General features: G+C 40.0%; 14 protein-coding genes and 2 pseudogenes. 10 read left to right on the plus strand and 6 right to left on the minus strand.

The annotated features are described in order from the left end of the window. Nucleotides 1-85: 85 nt before the first annotated feature. The 3 genes from GW828_RS18375 (at nt 86) to glmS (ending at nt 4,985) form a co-directional block, all read left to right on the plus strand. A complete protein-coding gene (locus GW828_RS18375; protein ID WP_182741543.1) occupies nt 86-2,179 on the plus strand; it encodes a TonB-dependent receptor in 2,094 nt (697 codons plus the stop codon). A gap of 172 nt (nt 2,180-2,351) precedes the next feature. After that, on the plus strand, nt 2,352-3,122 hold the full coding sequence (locus GW828_RS18380) for a DeoR/GlpR family DNA-binding transcription regulator (RefSeq protein WP_182723706.1): 771 nt from the start codon (nt 2,352-2,354) through the stop codon (nt 3,120-3,122). Nucleotides 3,123-3,155: 33 nt separating this feature from the next. Beyond that, entirely contained in the window at nt 3,156-4,985 is a 1,830-nt protein-coding gene (gene glmS / locus GW828_RS18385) for a glutamine--fructose-6-phosphate transaminase (isomerizing) (RefSeq protein WP_124016595.1), read from the plus strand. Between the two features lie 347 nt (nt 4,986-5,332). Here the strand turns inward: glmS and GW828_RS18390 are convergent, their stop codons facing one another. Continuing rightward, nucleotides 5,333-5,830 (minus strand): fasciclin domain-containing protein, encoded by a 498-nt coding sequence (locus tag GW828_RS18390; protein ID WP_124016596.1) that lies wholly within the window; start codon nt 5,828-5,830, stop codon nt 5,333-5,335. A gap of 587 nt (nt 5,831-6,417) precedes the next feature. On the opposite strand from GW828_RS18390, the gene GW828_RS18395 reads away from it, so the two are divergent. The 3 genes and pseudogenes from GW828_RS18395 (at nt 6,418) to GW828_RS18405 (ending at nt 10,050) form a co-directional block, all read left to right on the plus strand. Next, nucleotides 6,418-7,782 carry a DUF4397 domain-containing protein gene (locus GW828_RS18395; RefSeq protein WP_273059807.1) on the plus strand — a complete coding sequence of 455 codons (1,365 nt, stop codon included), beginning with the start codon at nt 6,418-6,420 and terminating at the stop codon, nt 7,780-7,782. 257 nt (nt 7,783-8,039) lie between these two features. Next, nucleotides 8,040-9,102: pseudogene (locus tag GW828_RS19300) on the plus strand (type I restriction endonuclease). Between the two features lie 765 nt (nt 9,103-9,867). Continuing rightward, entirely contained in the window at nt 9,868-10,050 is a 183-nt protein-coding gene (locus GW828_RS18405) for a hypothetical protein (RefSeq protein WP_124016598.1), read from the plus strand. A 78-nt stretch (nt 10,051-10,128) separates the two neighbouring features. Here GW828_RS18405 and GW828_RS18410 read toward each other — a convergent pair whose 3' ends face one another. Both GW828_RS18410 and GW828_RS18415 read right to left on the minus strand, forming a co-directional pair. Further along, nucleotides 10,129-11,322, minus strand: a complete 1,194-nt coding sequence (locus tag GW828_RS18410; RefSeq protein WP_182698839.1) for a class I SAM-dependent rRNA methyltransferase — start codon at nt 11,320-11,322, stop codon at nt 10,129-10,131. A gap of 602 nt (nt 11,323-11,924) precedes the next feature. Then, a pseudogene (locus GW828_RS18415) lies at nt 11,925-12,080 on the minus strand (histidine kinase); the annotation flags it as partial. Nucleotides 12,081-12,306: 226 nt separating this feature from the next. On the opposite strand from GW828_RS18415, the gene GW828_RS18420 reads away from it, so the two are divergent. From GW828_RS18420 to GW828_RS18430, 3 genes are all read left to right on the plus strand, one after another. After that, nucleotides 12,307-13,482, plus strand: a complete 1,176-nt coding sequence (locus tag GW828_RS18420) for a porin (RefSeq protein ID WP_273059809.1) — start codon at nt 12,307-12,309, stop codon at nt 13,480-13,482. A gap of 110 nt (nt 13,483-13,592) precedes the next feature. Beyond that, a complete protein-coding gene (locus GW828_RS18425; RefSeq protein ID WP_420542444.1) occupies nt 13,593-14,126 on the plus strand; it encodes an FMN-binding protein in 534 nt (177 codons plus the stop codon). A gap of 41 nt (nt 14,127-14,167) precedes the next feature. Beyond that, nucleotides 14,168-14,929, plus strand: coding sequence for a PepSY-associated TM helix domain-containing protein (locus GW828_RS18430; protein WP_273059811.1), 762 nt, complete (start codon nt 14,168-14,170; stop codon nt 14,927-14,929). A gap of 68 nt (nt 14,930-14,997) precedes the next feature. On the opposite strand, the gene GW828_RS18435 is transcribed toward GW828_RS18430, so the two are convergent. The 3 genes from GW828_RS18435 to GW828_RS18445 form a co-directional block, all read right to left on the minus strand. Further along, a complete protein-coding gene (locus GW828_RS18435; RefSeq protein WP_182723731.1) occupies nt 14,998-15,219 on the minus strand; it encodes a DUF2061 domain-containing protein in 222 nt (73 codons plus the stop codon). A 199-nt stretch (nt 15,220-15,418) separates the two neighbouring features. Further along, complete coding sequence (locus GW828_RS18440) at nt 15,419-16,333, minus strand: 1,4-dihydroxy-2-naphthoyl-CoA synthase (RefSeq protein WP_124016617.1); 915 nt, start codon at nt 16,331-16,333, stop codon at nt 15,419-15,421. A gap of 94 nt (nt 16,334-16,427) precedes the next feature. Next, nucleotides 16,428-16,778, minus strand: coding sequence for a hypothetical protein (locus tag GW828_RS18445; protein WP_273059814.1), 351 nt, complete (start codon nt 16,776-16,778; stop codon nt 16,428-16,430). 76 nt (nt 16,779-16,854) lie between these two features. Between GW828_RS18445 and ccoG the strand changes: the two genes are divergently transcribed. Further along, nucleotides 16,855-18,282 (plus strand): cytochrome c oxidase accessory protein CcoG, encoded by a 1,428-nt coding sequence (ccoG, locus tag GW828_RS18450; RefSeq protein ID WP_124016619.1) that lies wholly within the window; start codon nt 16,855-16,857, stop codon nt 18,280-18,282. Nucleotides 18,283-18,807 lie beyond the last annotated feature (525 nt).

Below are 18,807 nucleotides of genomic sequence, written 5' to 3' on the forward strand. Positions count from 1 at the left end.
TTTTCACAAATAAGTTTAAATAAAAACAATTCTCATTTATATTCCCCTCAATTGTTAGACTGAAAGTCTTATTGAGGAGTTGGTCATGGTATTTAAATATTCAGTTATAGGTTTGGCTGTTGGTTCAGCATTAATGGCGATGCCAGTTGTGGCAGAAGTGTCGAGTGACGCTAACATAGAGCGCATTAATGTGACCGGTCGTACCTTTAACGATTATAAAGTTGCTACAGCATCTGGCGCTATGCGCGGTGATATCGACTTAATGGATACCCCACAGTCGGTTAATGTTATCCCTGATTTTGTTACCGATGAACAATTAGCTACTAACCTTGCTGAAGTATTAGTTAACGATTCCAGCGTGACGGCAGGAACGACACGCTGGAACCGCCAAGTCTTTAGCATCCGTGGTTTTGAGTTAAATTCGGGTAATGGTTATCTGATTAATGGCCACCAGCAATGGTCTCACTATGTACAACCTATTGAAACGCTACAGCAAGTTGAAGTGCTGAAAGGTCCTTCTAGTATGTTGTATGGCCAATCTGGTCCTGGTGGTTTAGTGAATATGGTCACTAAAAAGCCAACTTATGATTCTATGCTTGATGTGGGTATAGACACAGATGGTTACGGTTCTACCCGTGCGCAGATCGATGCGGGAGGAAGTTTAAATGATGCCCAAAGTATTCGTTATCGTGGAGTGTTAGTTAAGCAAGACACAACATATTGGCGTGAATATTCAACCACCGAAGAAAATCAAGAACGCGATCGTTGGTTAGGTTATCTTAATATGGAATTTGACTTAACTGATGATGTATTACTGTCAGTGAAATACGATCACACTCAAGATAAAGCCGGTATTGATGCCGGTGGTTGGTTAGATAAACAAGGTAATGTCATTGGCGAACGTAAAACCGTTTGGGATGCGCCTTGGGCCTTTACCGATAATACAGTGTCAAACTTAGGTGCCGATCTGACTTGGCATATGAGTGACAACTGGAAAGTCAAAGCGGGCTATAACGATCAACAATTCAATCGCCAACGTTTTGACTCAGCGCCACAATACACCACAGATCCTCTTAGTAATGGTTATAGCATTAAACCATTCGATCGTTATGATGACTGGCAACATAAAACGGCTTATGTAGATTTTACAGGCGAGTTTGATTTTGCCGGAGTTCAACATCAGTTATTAATTGGCGCAAATTACCTAGATTATTTTTATCAGCAACAGATCCAACGTGGTAAAGCCCAAACCGTGACTCCTGGGCAGCCTGTTATTAAGCCTGATCTTGATTACCATTCAAGTGTTAAAGGTGATCCTAGCGAATACAAATATTATGGCTTCTATTTGCAAGATTTAATGACGCTTAATGAACAATGGAAGCTGCTTACTGGTGTTCGTTACGATGAGCAAAAGAAAGACGGTTTAGGCCAGAACAGTTATGCGCTATCGCCTAAGTTTGGGGTGATTTACTCGCCCATGGAAAATGGCAGTGTTTACCTAAACTATTCAAAAAGTTTTACCCCGCAAGGTGCTGTTAATAATCCATTTGATGTTAACGATGAACTGGATTTAAAACCTGAATATGGTATTCAGTATGAAGTTGGTACTAAGTGGGAACTGTTCAACGATAGCTTATTACTGACCGCGGCTGTATTTGATATCACCCTTGAGAATATTACAATATCTGAAGTACTCCCGACTCCAATAGGTTCCTATACTGATATTACGACTCAAGGTGGTGAGCAGAAGCATCGTGGATTTGAAGTGGGCGCTCAAGGCCAGATAAGTGACAATTGGTTTATGACATCTTCCATGATGTACCTTGATGCTGAATATCACACAGGCGATGAACGTGAAGGTAAAACGCCTGTTGATGCGCCAGAATGGTCTGCCAATATCTGGACCCGCTACCAAATGAACGAAGATTTTGCGCTGAATTTTGGTGCTATCTATGTTGGCGAGCGTTTTGCCAATACCGATAACAGTATTCGCAAAGACGGCTATGTTCGTTTTGACATTGGTGCCGCTTACACTATGGATGTTATGGGTAAAGACGTAAGCGTACGTGCAAATGTCAGAAACTTATTTGATACCGATTATATTGAAGGTGGTCAATATAATATGGTGACTATTGGTCAAGAGCGTAACTTCAGTGTTGCCGCAGAGGTTAAGTTCTAATATGGCTAGTTAACGCTAACTTATCTTAATTAGTTCATAAAAAGCCTCTGCATATTTCAGAGGCTTTTTTGTACATTTATTTCAACTTTTGAGTTATAAGATCTAGATAAAGTTTCATTTGATGCTAAAATACCTTTCGTTTCGAAACTTATGCGGAAAGTAGTTAATTTAAATGACTAAACGTAACACCCAACAACGTCGCCATTCGATCATTAAATTGGTTAATGAGCAAGGCGAAGTCAGTGTCGACGAACTGGCTAATTTATTTGCCACTTCCGAAGTTACGATCCGTAAAGATTTGGCTATGCTTGAAACCCATGGATTATTGTTACGACGCTATGGTGGCGCCGTGCCTTTACCACAAGAAATGACCCAAATAGCCAACGAAAACCTGTCTTTAAATAAACAAGCTATTGCTGCTAAAGCCGCTGAGCTGATCCGCGACCATAATCGGATCATCATTGACAGTGGCAGTACCACATCAGGCATCATTCAACAGCTTAATGGTAAGCATGGTTTAGTGGTCATGACCAATTCATTACAACTGGCCAATGCTATTCATGAACTTGAAAATGAGCCGACATTATTGATGACCGGTGGCACCTGGGATCCCCATTCCGAGTCTTTTCAAGGTCAAGTGGCTGAGCAGGTTTTACGTTCATATAACTTCGACCAACTGTTTATCGGTGCCGATGGTATCGATCTTAACCGCGGCACTACCACGTTTAACGAGCTAACTGGCTTGAGTAAAGTGATGGCAGAAATGTCGCGTGAAGTGGTGGTACTACTGGAATCTACCAAAATTGGTCGACGAATCCCTAATCTTGAGCTGCCCTGGGAAGTGGTTAATGTCTTAGTTACCGACGACAACATTACCCAAGAAGCCGTTAACACTATTTCAGCACATGGCGTCAGAGTCATTCTCGCGCCATACGCTAAGTAAACAAATTAAATTAAAACAGTAAAGGAAACTAACATGTGTGGAATCGTAGGCGCTGTTGCGCAAAGGGATGTTGCAGAAATTTTAGTCGAAGGCTTACGCCGTCTTGAATATCGTGGTTATGACTCAGCAGGTATTGCTGTCATTCATCAAGGTGAGCTAAGCCGTACTCGCCGTGTAGGTAAAGTACAAGAGTTGTCATCTGCACTTGAGATCACCCCTCTAAGTGGTGGTACCGGTATTGCTCACACTCGTTGGGCAACACACGGTGAACCAACAGAGCGTAATGCACACCCACATTTATCTGAAGGTGATATTGCCGTTGTTCATAACGGTATCATTGAAAACCACAGTAAATTGCGCGAGAGATTAAAAGGTTTAGGTTATGTGTTCTCATCAGACACAGATACCGAAGTGATTTGTCATCTTGTTCATCATGAATTAAAAACAGCCGCGAGCTTATTAGTAGCAGTTCAAGCGACGGTTAAGCAACTTGAAGGTGCCTATGGCACAGTTGTTATCGACCGTCGTGATAGCGAACGCATGGTTGTTGCCCGCAGTGGTAGCCCATTGGTTATAGGTTATGGTCTGGGTGAAAACTTTGTTGCCTCAGACCAACTTGCATTGTTACCGGTAACGCGTTCATTTGCATTTTTAGAAGAAGGTGATGTAGCAGAAATTACCCGTCGTCAAGTTAACATTTTTGATGTTAATGGCAACGCTGTTCAGCGCGAAATGAAAGAGTCTGAAGTGACTCATGATGCCGGTGACAAAGGTGAATACCGTCACTACATGTTGAAAGAGATTTACGAGCAACCAACTGCGATTGCGCATACTTTAGAAGGTCGTATTGCGGGTGGTAAAGTATTAGATTCAGCTTTTGGTGAAAATGCCGCTGAATTTTTAAAAGACATTAAACACGTGCAAATTATTGCTTGTGGTACCAGTTATCATGCTGGTATGGCCGCGCGTTACTGGTTAGAAGACTGGGCTGGCGTATCATGTAACGTCGAAATTGCATCTGAGTTCCGTTACCGTAAGTCGCACCTGTTCCCAAATAGCTTATTAGTGACGATTTCACAATCTGGTGAAACAGCAGATACTTTAGCGGCAATGCGCCTAGCAAAAGAAATGGGCTACAAAGCCACTTTAACTATCTGTAACTCTGCAGGTTCATCGTTAGTTCGTGAATCGGATATGGCTTACATGATGAAAGCAGGCGTAGAAATTGGTGTCGCATCAACCAAAGCCTTTACTGTGCAACTTGCTGGCTTGTTAATGTTAACCACCGCTATTGGCCGTCATAATGGCATGTCTAGTGAAATGGAAGCGGCTATTACTCAAAGCTTGTTATCAATGCCAGCTAAAGTGGAGCAGGCGCTTGGCTTAAATGATGCTATTGCTGAATTAGCAGAAGACTTTGCTGACAAACAGCATGCATTATTCCTAGGCCGTGGTGATCAATACCCAATCGCGATGGAGGGTGCATTAAAACTCAAAGAGATTTCGTATATTCACGCCGAAGCCTATGCCTCTGGCGAACTAAAGCACGGCCCATTAGCCTTGATTGATGCTGATATGCCAGTGATTGTGGTTGCGCCAAACAATGAGTTACTCGAAAAGCTTAAATCAAACGTTGAAGAAGTGCGCGCCCGTGGTGGATTGATGTATGTGTTTGCCGATGTCGATGCAGAATTTGAGTCAGACGACACAATGAAAGTTATCCAGGTTCCCCATTGTGATGCGTTCATGGCACCATTGATCTACACCATTCCATTGCAGTTACTGTCATATCATGTGGCATTAATTAAAGGTACTGATGTAGACCAACCTCGCAATTTAGCAAAATCAGTTACGGTTGAGTAAAGCTTTGATTTAAATTTAATTTAACGGCTTCTTAGGAAGCCGTTTTTATTGGCTATAACACTGTAATAAAATAATTGATCATTTTAATTGTGAATCTGTCTATCTCTATGTTAATTATCGGCAAAGGGTAAAGTCACTAACATTGCCAATAATGCTATTTAACGAGGATGAGGTTTATATCAATTGGATAAAATAAATTTACCGGCTAATGTGTAAAGTGAACATCATCGCTTTTGACATCAAGATGATAATTTTAATTGACCATTACAGTGTCGGTGAGATTGCATTTTTATAAATGAAAAATCAGGGGCGTGACATAAAACCAACGCCCCATCATTACTTAGCGATTACTTAGGTAACAGTACGGTATCAATTACATGGATCACACCGTTGCTAGCTTCAACATCTGTCATGATTACTTGTGCATTATTTACCATAACATTACCGTCTTTTACTTCAATGGTAACAGCTTGTCCTTCAACGGTAGTTGCGCTATCTAGGTTAACTACATCAGCAGCCAGCACTTTGCCTGAAACAACATGATAAGTTAGTACTGCAACAAGTTTATCTTTGTTTTCTGGTTTAAGAAGCATTTCTACTGTGCCTTCAGGCAACTTTGCAAACGCATCATCTGTTGGCGCGAATACTGTAAATGGACCCTCACCTTTTAATGTTTCAACAAGTCCTGCTGCTTTCACTGCTGCAACGAGAGTATTAAACGAGCCATTTTCAGCAGCGACATCAACGATATCTTTTTTCATACCATGATGCTCTGCATAAGAAACTGACGAGAACGCTAAACTAGCAAGGATAATAGCGATGATTGTAGTGAATTTATTTAACATTATACTTTCCTTTTTTGAGTGCATACCATTTTTGAGTTCAGCATTAGTTACGCATTCGTTAATTAATGAGATCAGTTTTTGTTTTAATAAACTAACGGGGTGAACTTGCAAAATAGTCGGTACTAAAAGATCAAGCTACGCTTCACAGCATCAAGCTCGTCGATAACAACATTTTATTTTAATGTGTAAAGTAGACTTGCGTGGTAAGTAGAGTTACATCAATGATTGATATTTTTACAGTTTAATTGTGTCAGTGATAGGTGATTAACTAATTGATAGTAATGTTTATGTTGGTTTTTTGTGGTGAAGTTAATAAGTCTAAACGTTAGGCTAGCAGTATTAACACTTATTACCTTCCGTTCTCTATAATGATGTTTGCGATATTGTGCCGCGATTATTTTCATCATAGTCAGCATTCTTTTTAAAACAGCCAGTGCTAAATTATTATTTGTGCATATTTTATATTGGCATCAAATATTTATATCTTTTTATCTAAAAAGTTAATTATTTGTGTGTATTTTTTTTGAACCAGCAAATAAATCACCCCGTATAGAAATCGGTCACAATACTTAATGAGGATTTCTAAAATGAAACGGATTTACCCTTTTGCACTGTGTGTTTCTTTAATTGGTTTAACAGCCTGCTCTGACGACGATGATGTCATGGTTGTTGATCCTGTAGAGCCAGAAATTTCATTCGTACGTGTTATTCATGCAGGTAGTGATGCACCATTAGTGAATGTTGTCGCTAATGGAAATGCATTACTGTCGAAGGTGGATTACGCCATGTCTAGTGATCTAATCCAAGTATCATCGGCGACTTACGATATTAGCGTTGATGCTGTTTTGGCCGATGGTAACACTGCAACCGTGCTCGAAACATCTCTTGATGCGCAAAGTGATATGGAATATACCGCAGTGGCATTAGGGTTAGTGACTAATGACACCCTAAATCTAAAACTGATTGCAAACCCAATAATGGACATTGCTACTGGTTATGCCAGAGTACAAGTTCTGCATGCTGCACCTGCAGCGGGCAATGTTGATGTTTATGTTACCGCCCCTGATGCAGATATTAGCGCTATGACTCCAACATTATCTGCAAACTATTTAGATGTAAGTTCGCAAATTGAGGTAGCTAATGGTGACTATCAAATTCGTATTACCGCATCAGGAATGAAAGATGTGGTATATGACTCAGGTACGGTTGCCTTAGCCGATATGCAAGATTACTTTATTAGCGCGATCCCTAATACCTGGTCTGGTGATTCACCAGTAGCATTACAAGTGTCGCTACCAGAAGGGCAAGTAATCTTAAATGATGTCAACAGCGGCGCAGATTTACGTGTTGTTCATGCTGTTGCTGACGCGCCTGCGGTGGACGTATTTGTTGACGAAGCAGTCACTCCAGCAGTTAACATGTTGTCTTTTGGTGAGGTAACGGGCTATGTCAATCTTGCTGACGGTACACATACAGTAACTGTTGCTGCGGATGCCGATAACAGTGTTGTGGTGATAGATAAGGCCGCCGTCGACTTAGATCTTGGTAAAAGTTATAGCACCTTAGCGGTAGGATCATTAACCGATAGCATGATTGAACCACTGGTGCTAGTTGAGCAAACTCGTCGCGTAGCGACTGAGGCAAAGTTAACTGTTACCCATGCTGCATATTCAGCACCAGAAGTTGATGTTTATCTTACTGCTTCTGCTGATATTACCGATGCAACGCCAGTATTAGAGGATGTACCATTTAAGGCCTCTTCTGGCAGTTTAAGCGTTACGCCTGGTAATTATGTAATTACTGTTACTGTTGCTAATACTAAAGATGTGGCTATCGGTCCGCTTGATGTGACCTTAGATGCTTCGGGTATTTATGCTGTCGCGGCTGTTGATAATGTCGATGGTGGAGCGCCATTTGGGGTGATTTTATTAGACGACTTTACTGCGATGTAATATTTGCCATGTAAACCTTTTGCGGCTTATTCTTGCCAGATAAGCCGCTTTTTTATACCTATTAGATACACTCAATCACATTAACTTCTGAATACTTTTTGTCGGTAATGAAATTTCATCTTCTGCAGTGGCTTTTAATGAGAATTGCTTAGTGTTTATATAAGATAAAGCTTAATTTAGAAAGCGTTATGGTATTTAGTTTTTATCTGCTAACTTAAAATATGAGTTTTATTACTTATTAATATGAGGTCGATGAAATGGATTTTATTGAACGAATAGATGTTTTATCAAAGAGAATTCCCCAAATTTCAGGTAGTTTACAAACTGAGGAAGCAACTAAAAATGCGCTAATAATGCCCTTTCTTCATACAGTATTGGGTTACGATGTGTTTAATCCTAATGAAGTAATTCCAGAGTTTACTGCGGATATAGCGACAAAAAAGGGTGAGAAAGTTGATTATGCTTTAGTCAAGGATGGTGAAGTACAAATCCTTATGGAATGTAAAAAATATGGCGAAAAACTTTCAGTTAAGCATGCCGGACAGTTATTTAGATATTTCTCTGTTACAAATTCTCGTTTAGCAATTTTGACGAATGGTACTGAATATCAATTTTTTACTGATCTAGATGCGCCTAACAAAATGGATGAGAAACCATTTTTAACCTTAGATTTATTAAATATTGATGAACACCTTATTCCTGAGCTTAAAAAATTAACTAAGACTTCATTCGATGTGGAGTCAATTGTAAATGCAGCTGGTGAGTTGAAATATTTAAACCAAATAAAAAAACTGCTAGGTGAACAATTTAAAGACCCTGAAGAAGAGTTCATTAAGTTTTTTGCTGCTAGGGCCTATGACGGTGTACTTACGCCTAAGGTCAAACAGCAATTTACAGAAATAACTAAAAAAAGCTTTAAGGCAGTTTTTAAGTGACAGTATCAATGCAAGGTTAAAATCTGCCATTGGTAGTGAGCAATCATCGAAAATAGATAATGAAGAGCTGTGTGTCCTGGATGATGATAAACCTAAAATAACAACTACGGATGATGAGGTTGAAGGTTTTAATATTGTAAAAGCTATTTTAAGACAAAAGGTTGATGCTAATAGAGTTATAGCAAGAGATACTCAGAGTTATTTTGGGGTTTTATTGGATGACAATAACCGTAAACCTTTATGTCGCTTGCACTTTAATACAAAGCAAAAATACCTTGGGTTATTCGATGTTGATAAAAATGAAACAAGACATCCAATAGACAATCTTGATCAAATTTTTGATTTTAGTGATGCATTATTACAAACGATAAAATACTACGAATAGATTATATTTAGGACGGTTAAAGATATGGGGCTGTAGTATTGCTCCATTTTGATACTGAATAATTTGATAGTATCAAGCCAGTTTAGTATGTATCTAAAGGAGTAGGTTGGTGTATCAGATTAAAAATAAGGCAGGCTATTTAGGTTTTACTTTTTTGATTTCTTCAATAATAGTTATTATTTATTGTGTTCCCGTAGCCGGTTGTTTAATCGCAATTACATTTTCAAGTACTGGTTTCCCATTAGAATTTTTTTTAGATAATTATTTACTCACGATTTATATGATCATTTCCTTTGGTAGTTCAGCTTTGTACCTAATTAAAAGTAAGTCGTTGGACACAGAGAACTTTCAGTTAGCGTTTAAGTATAGTTTTTTCCCTATTGTTAGTCTGGTTATTTTTGTTTTATATCTTTCGATACTGAATCTAGTTTACTTTTTATCTAGGATTTAAATGGGACTTAAGCTTGCTGTGATTGTATAGATAGGTAGACATTATCAATACTCTCTATCTATATCGATAAGCTTAACTGTTTTATTTTATTGGTTTTTATGCTGATATTTATTACTGGCGCGTTATCGTTTTCTATAGGAATGGTGCTGTTGACTTTACAGGCACAAGCTGTGCAAAATTGCCCTCTATTTTATGTTGTTGAGTCAATTGATTACATCAATGGGATTGGCAACGGTTTACTCAGTTTTTTAGTTAATGTTAATGGTACATATCATCAAAATCATTTTTAAGGATAATTTAACAGGATGTTTACAATGGCGTTTACTATATTAATTCTATTGGTATTTTGGCTAATACCGTTAGTTATTATTGCCCGCAGCAAGAAAGTTAGCGCGAATGAGAAACTTGCCTGGTTGCTGGCAACCATATTTGTGAGTTGGTTGTCGTTTATTTTATTTCTCTTGCTCGCACCATTAAAACCTCGGGATAGCCATTAAGGTCATAGTTGTTGGTTATGTTCATGCAACAAAAAGGGAACAGTTACTGTTCCCTTTTTGTTGACGTCACATTATCAATTACCAAACTCGAGCGACTAGACCTTTGAGGTAATAACCTTCTGGGAATGCGCTGCTAATTGGATGATCGCTAGCTTGATGCATACGCTCAATAAACTGAACTTCACGTTTCGCATCTAAGGCAGCATCAGCAACCACTTTTTGGAATAGGTCTGACTGCATTAAGCCTGAACACGAGAACGTCAGTAATATTCCACCTGGATTAAGCAATTGCATCGCAATCATGTTGATGTCTTTATAACCGCGACATGCACCATCTAGCTGCGATTTATTGTCGGCAAACTTAGGCGGGTCGAGCACGATAACATCGAAAGTTTTAGCTTCATCTCGGTACTGGCGTAGTAATTTAAATACGTCAGCTTCGTTATAATTTACATGGTCATCATTAAGGTGATTAATCGCCATATTATCGCGAGCAGTTTGCAGCGCTAAGGTGGATACATCAACATTTTCAATACTCGCCGCGCCAGCTTTGGCGGCATACAAGCCGAAAGTACCAGTGTAACAGAAGCAGTTAAGTACAGATTTGCCTTTAACGAAACGAGCCGCCATAGCACGGTTGTCACGTTGATCTAGATAAAAACCGGTTTTGTGGCCTTTAATAACATCGACCGCAATCTTAATACCGTTTTCTTCGATGATAATGGGCATTGGGGGTAATTCGCCGTGAAGTAACCCTACGACAGGAACCAGGCCTTCTTTCTTTCTCGAGTCGACATCTGAACGCTCATAAACGGCGCAATCTGGATATTGAATCACTAGTTGTTCAACGATGGTATCGCGCCATTTTTCAGCACCAGTGCTTAATAGTTGGCAAACGAATACGTTGGCATAACGATCTATGGTGATACCAGGTAAACCGTCAGATTCTGCGGCAATTAAACGATAACCTGTAAGGCCTTGTTCGCGGATGAGTTCATCTCGACCGGCTTGAGCCCTTTTTATACGTCTAGCAAAGAAGTCTGCATCGATGGTTTCTTCTTTGTCGAAGGTCCATATACGCACTTGGATTTGAGATTCTGGCGACCAGGCACCGCGTCCGAGCCAGTGCCCATCGTGCGCCACTACTTCAACAGTGTCACCAGCTTGCGGTTTGCCGCCATTGACGTTGTGAATTCCATTGGAAAATATCCAAGGGTGGCGTCGCTCTAATGAACGTTCGCGGCCAGGTTTAAGTTTAATTCTGATAGCCATGGTACTGCCTAATATAAAGTATAAGTGGAGAGTAAATTCGCTGCGCCTGATAACAACTGATTATAGGCCTTGTTCTAGGCTTATATGAGATTATCTAAGCTATATGGCTCAATTTGTGAGGGATATAAAGCTCGTGACGACAATGGGGTGATCATAGCGTGTTTTGAGTCTAAAAACCTGACAAATAATAACGCTGTAATATTAAGGTTAAGTTGACGGTATCGTTTGTTGATATTTGGATTATGGTTTTTTCGATGGCCTTTTTATTAAAGGTTTATCATTAGGTGTACGCCGCCATAAACGTTGCTGGCTATTGCGCCTGCAAATAGTGCTGTATTAAGAGATATCAGCAGGAATATTTTAGTTTGAGTGAGTTAACACTAAGGCTGAATATGTTTAACTTGTGTTGTTTCATAGCCAAATGGCCATGGGGTAAATCTGCTTGGTTAAGGTGTTGCCTTTAAAAGTGCGACATGATTATCGCCGTCCATTATCACTAATAATGACATTACTGGCCATAACGCTTTATTGGCTTTTCAGACAACAAAATTTACACGTGAAAAAAGCAGAATATAGCCCTTAAATGGCAGAGCTTACTCAACTTCTGGATGGTCGTCATTTGCCGTAATATCGGCATGTTTTTCCTTGAGTAGTAAACTTGATAGGGCGATGCCACAGCCTATTTCTAGAATTCTTTTACCTTCATTGTAATCCAACATGTAGTTAGCCAGTACTAAGCTTGATGGCCAAACAATGCCTGCTGGCCGAGGATATTCTACGTTTTATCCTATTTGGCATTCTTCATGTCAATCATCGATTATCTCGTGTCATTAAACACAGAGTGGTTGTTATTAAATATGTGACACACCTACTAAGCTTAATGATAATGGTTTGCATTAACATATTCGTTATGTATAATTCACGAAAATTTACACTACTTTACATAACACACTAGTTGTTTACATTGTCTGATCGGGATGGAATATGAAAAAAACGTTAATAGCTGCAACACTATTTAGCCTTTTGGCTAGCAATCAAGTTATGGCTTCTGATGAAACGACTGAACTACGCCAGATTATTGAGCAGCAGCAGAAAGTGCTTAAAGATCTTGAAAAGCGTCTTGAGCAAACAGAAAAACGTGTAGAGGCTACGGCTGATGTAGTAGAAGCAAGCGCATCAAGCAAGTCGGCAACCACTATTGGTGGATATGGCGAATTACACTACAACAATATTAGCAATAACCAAACTGGTGAAGACAAGAAAGAATTCGACTTCCATCGCTTTGTATTATTTGTCGGTCACGAGTTTAATCGCAGCACACGTTTTTTCTCTGAACTCGAAGTTGAGCATTCCATCGCAGGTGAAAGCCAAAATGGCGAAGTTGAGTTAGAGCAAGCCTATATCGAGCATGACTTTAATGAGATGTTTACCGGTAAAGCTGGTCTATTTTTAATGCCTGTCGGTATTATCAACGAAACTCACGAACCAACAGCATTCTACGGTGTTGAGCGCAACCCAGTAGAAAAAGACATCATTCCTGCAACGTGGTGGGAAGGTGGTATAAACCTTAATATTAAAGCGGCGCCAGGTTTAGCTTTTGATACCGCAATCACTTCTGGTTTGTATTTAGACCAAAGCTCTGGTTACAAAATCCGTAATGGTCGTCAAAAAGTTTCTGAAGCTAAGGGCGAAGATTTAGCCTATACCGGCCGTGTAAAATACACTGCGGTTCCAGGTTTGGAGCTAGCAGCAACGGTTCAGTATCAATCAGATTTAACTCAAGGTACTGCTGATGTTGATTCTGCAGCAGCAACATTGCTTACCGCCCATGCCATTTACAGCATTGAACACTTCACTGTAAAAGCTCTATATGCACAGTGGAATATTGATGGTAAAGAAGCTGAAGCATTAGGTCGTGATAAGCAAAATGGTTTCTATATTGAGCCTGCTTACCGTATTAATGAACAGTTTGGTGTGTTTGCTCGTTATAACGAGTGGGACAACAATGCTGGTGATAGCGTCGATACTAAGAAAAAACAAACCAACGTGGGTGTTAACTACTGGTTACACGAAAACGTAGTGTTTAAAGCTGATTACGAAAATATTGGCGGCGCTGCAGATTCAGACGGTTTTAACTTAGGTGTTGGTTACCAGTTCTAATCCTGAGTATTCTCAGAGGTAAGACGCATCGGTAAAAACGTTTATCGGTAAATGGGGGCCTGCAGTGTATATTGTTGGCGCCCGTATTTTTATGATGTTTGAGGGCTATTATGCAAACAATATTACGATCATATTTGATGGTATTTATGCTGGGATTAGCGGCTTGTTTGTCAGTATTTAATAGCGTTGCTGCCACACAATATCAGTCAAATGAAGCGTTTATTAGCCAAGCATTTAATGGAAGTAGTGGCGAGTCTAAGGTGCTATGGCTTGACGATGAGCTCAAACAAGCGATAGAAGCTATCTTAGCCCATCGTTTTAATAAAATGCGGCTGCGTTATTGGCTACACAATAATGCAACGGTATGGATAATGGACGAGATAGGTAAAGAATCGCCTATTACAGTGGCTATCCATGTAAAAGACAATCAAATAGAACGAACTAAAGTGTTAATCTATCGTGAAAGCCGCGGTGATGAAGTGCGTCATGATTTTTTTACTGATCAATTTAAGTCGGCCAAGCTAGATGACCAATATCAGCTTGATAAGCATATAGATGGCATTACAGGCGCGACATTATCAGTAAGAGCGTTAACTAAGTTATCGCGTATTGCATTATTACTTCATGCGCATGTGGTGCCATAAGCCCAATTTCAATTCCAGCGGATCATTTCAAGCAGGTTAGTGTGACTAAGACATCTCGACGTAATCGTTTTAGACTTAAGTTGTTACGAGCACTTCGTCCTTGGCATCGACGCCTAGGCTTAGCGAGTGCTTTATTTATCCTATTACTCGTGTTCACAGGTGTAGCGATAAATCACAGTGATGATTTTGGTTTAGACCAAACACCTGTTACCCAGTCTTGGTTACTTGATTATTATGGTATTCCAGCTCCTGCGCATGTCGCTCAGTTTTCTGCTTTAGATAAGCGTAATTTACCTGCACTTTATATTACTGATAATTTATTGTGGCAGGGAAAACAGGTTGTTTTTGAAGGCCCACAAACGTTAATCAGTGCCAGTTATGCTGCCAATATGCTGGTGGCAATGGATACCAATCAGTTGTATTTATTCGATAGCGCAGGGCATTTACAAGAAACACAGAATAGCAGTACCGGTTTACCTACTGGCTTATTAGCACTGGCAGTAGTGGATGGTCGAGTATGGCTAAAGACAGACTCTGGTGTTTATCAAGCTGGTGAGCAGTTAATTGATTGGCAACCTACTGTACCGCTCAAGCCGTTAAGTTGGCTTATGCCAAATCCTCAAGTTAATGCTGAGTTTATTCAACATGCTCGTAGTGCGCATTTAAATTGGCAACGCGTAATGCTAGATCTACATAGTGGTCGCTTATTTGGAGCGTTAACAGTGTGGCTATGGGACTTGTTTGCGCTAGCATTGTTGTTGGTATCATTAAGCGGTTTCTGGATTTGGTACCAAAAAAAATAATGGTAACAATGCTTTTATAATTTCATAAAGAGCGCATAAGATGGACTAGCAAGCTCATGGTTATAACGTTAGCCCATCAAGAGTGCCGACTCTTTAGATCGCTCAGCTTGCTGCACTTTCTTTAACTCAATTTTTTTCCATACCTTGTCATGAAAGTAAAATACAACAGTATTAACGGCAGGCTCAAGCAGGGCTATGGTGCCACCGATAATAATGCTCCCGGTTAATAGGTAGGTAATCGTAAATGCGACACCGAAGTGTAAAATGGCAAAACTGAAAGTTTTTTTCATGGTTAAGTCCCCCCCTTGTTTATTTGTTTAAATGATAACAGTTATCATTATCGTGTAAAGCGGGTTAATTCGATTATTACCAATGAAAATTTCGATTACGATTATATTTCTTAATACCGAAAACAATAAAAGCCCTTAAAGGGCCTTTATGATGGCAGAAAATATCCGTTAATTTAGAGCATAACCCTATGTGCTGGAGTTAGTAATGCCAAGGAAAGCGGGAAAAATCTTGGTCGCGTTTTTCTAAAAAGGCATCACGGCCTTCTTGAGCTTCTTCACTTGCATACGCTAAGCGTGTGGCTTCACCGGCAAACAGTTGTTGGCCTACTAAGCCATCGTCGGCCATATTAAAGCCATATTTAAGCATACGCATTGCGGTAGGCGATTTAGAGTTAATCTCTTTTGCCCAAACTAATGCTTCTATTTCGAGTTCAGCATGGGGAATCGCTCGGTTTACCATGCCCATATCAAAGGCTTCTTCTGCTGAGTAATTAAAACCAAGAAAGAAGATTTCACGAGCACGTTTTTGGCCAATCATCTTAGCTAAATATGCACTGCCATACCCGGAATCAAAACTGCCCACATCAGGGTCAGTTTGTTTAAAGATAGCGTGTTCTTTAGAGGCTAATGTTAAGTCACACACTACATGTAAACTATGGCCACCACCCACAGCCCAGCCTGGCACAACTGCAATAACCACTTTGGGCATAAAACGAATCAAACGTTGTACTTCTAATATATGTAGGCGTCCCATGCGTGCGACATCAGGCTTACCTTCCTCTGCGCCTTCATATTTATAGCCGTCTTTACCACGAATACGTTGATCACCGCCTGCGCAAAATGAGTACTGACCTTTTGCTGATGGCCCATTACCTGTTAATAGTACACATCCTACATCAGACCATTGTCTAGCATGATCTAGAGCGATAAAGAGTTCGTCTACGGTTTTAGGGCGAAATGAATTAAGGCAATCAGGCCTGTCAATGGCAATACGCACTGTACCTTGGTGTTTTGCCCGATGATAAGTGATGTCTTCAAAATTGAATCCTTCGACAAGATCCCATAAGTCTGGATCAAAAATGTCGGATACTGATTCTGTGTGTGATTGAGTCATAAAAACCTAGCCCCTATTGTAGATATTACACAAAGGCTAGGCTTATTTGATATTTAGGTCAATTTGAGAGCATAAAACCGTTAACTAACTCGAGTTATAAGATTTTATCGCAAATAAATTGTAAGTTTTCTTTGGTGAAAACCGGGTGGCGAGCACTGCTATGGCAGTATTGATCTTTAAACTCAGCTATTGCTTCATTACTGGTAAACACACCATCTAACTCACGGATCTCAATAGTTGATAAGCGTTCGTAAATTTCCGCTTTAATTTGCGGTAAGTGTTTATCAATTTTAATGATTTTTGTGCCCGTCATCGAATCAAGCTTTTTGTCAGCCTTAGTAAACATTGTTTTAATGTCATGGATTGGCTTATCAAGCTTGTCTGTTTCCGTCGCGAAATAATAAATAATTCCCGCAATTATTATTAATCCTATCCAGCCTCTCATCTTTTTATCCAATAATGTGTTATTACCTATATAATAAGCTAGTTATCGTTCAATATTAAAGCAGTAAGGCTGTAACATGACGACAGAATCTAACCCCAAGGACTTTTCTAAACAACAACGTATTAAAATCCATCAACCTGATGCCAGTAAAGCAGACCGTTTCAATCCGCGCAACCGTATTTATGTAAGAGCTGTAGATGGTTTATGGACAACGTTACGACGTTACATGGGTTGGATTGCTATGTTGTTCTTCTTATTGTTGCCCTGGTTGCCATGGGGCGATCGTCAAGCAGTTTGGTTTCATCTGGCCGAGCAAAAATTCCATGTGTTTGGTTTAACTATCTGGCCACAAGACCTCACCTTACTCGCAGCACTGTTTATGATAGCTGCATTCGGGTTGTTTTTCGTTACGACTTATCTCGGTAGAGTGTGGTGTGGCTATACCTGCCCACAAACAGTGTGGACCTTCATTTTTATCTGGTTTGAAGAAAAGTTTGAAGGCGCACGTAATAAACGCATTAAGCTTGATCAAATGCCATGGAGCTTTAATAAGCTATGGCGGAAAACCGCTAAACATACCTCTTGGCTACTGGTATCACTATTAACAGCCACAACCTTTGTATCTTACTTTGTTCCAAGCCGTGAACTGTACATTGACATCTTTACCTTGAATGCCGGTGGTGGAATATATTTTTGGGTTATTTTCTTCACTATTGCGACATATGGTAATGCCGGATGGATGCGTGAGATCATGTGTATTCATATGTGTCCTTATGCTCGTTTCCAAGCGGCTATGTTTGATAAAAATACTTATATAGTCGGTTACGACACTCAGCGTGGTGAAACCCGTGGTCCTCGTTCTCGCAAACAAGACCCAAAAGAAATGGGCTTAGGCGACTGTATTGATTGTGACTTATGTGTACAAGTCTGTCCGACAGGCATTGATATACGTAATGGTCTGCAATACGAATGTATTAACTGTGGGGCCTGTATTGATGCATGTGATAACACCATGGAACGCATGGGTTACGAAAAAGGGTTAATCAGTTACACAACAGAAAACAAACTTGATGGCGTACAAGAAAAGGTATTGCGACCTAAGCTGGTCGGATACGGTGTAGTGCTGACTGTGATGATATTAATATTCATTTATGCCAGCGCAACTATTGCGCCTGTTCGTATGGATGTTATTAGAGATAGAAACTCACTGTATCGTCAAAACAACCAAGGCAATACCGAAAACACCTTTACGATAAAAATTCTTAATAAGACAGAACAGCCACAAGAGTATGAGTTAAGTGTCGAAGGTCTGCCGAATGCTAAATGGATTGGCCCGCAGCACGTCTCAATCGGATCTGGTGAAGTCATCACCTTGCCAATTAGTATTGCTGTCGATCCTATCGAGCTGAAGAGAAGTATTACCAAAATCGATATTAAAATTAACGCAGTTATTGACGGTAGCCCAATAGAAATAAAACAGGAAACTCGATTCTTTGGTGATTAGAACCGAGCAAAATAGGCAAAAAAGGGGCTGGTAGTCCCTTTTTTGTTCATTTCGATTGAAAAAACACCTCTCAGTCATGTTTTTGCAATATTTAGCATTTTTATGCTTGCACAAAATCTTAAGCTGCCTATAATGCGCATCCACTGACACGGCAGACAGCGAAAGCGGTTACCGAGTTGGGTTGAGTTAAGTGGTTCATATCACTGGATTCAAGGCGAAAAGAAAGTTTGAAAAAACACTTGACGCCGACACGGGAAAGCGTAAAATACGCACCCCAAGCCAACGACCTAGCGTCTTACGGCGATGTCTGAAAAATCGACATCACGTTCTTTAACAATTTAAACAAGAAATCTGTGTGGACATTCACAGGTATTGAGTTATTCGAAATTGTCTTCTGTTCTTCGGAATGTTGGCAATAAAAAAATTTACACTCAATGCAACGATGAATGTTCATAGTAATATGTACAAAGACTTATTTCGCTTCGGTGAGATAAGCAATCAGAATTCATTGAGCCGAATCGTAAG

The sequence above is a fragment of the Shewanella vesiculosa genome (assembly GCF_009994065.1).
Taxonomy (GTDB): domain Bacteria; phylum Pseudomonadota; class Gammaproteobacteria; order Enterobacterales; family Shewanellaceae; genus Shewanella; species Shewanella vesiculosa.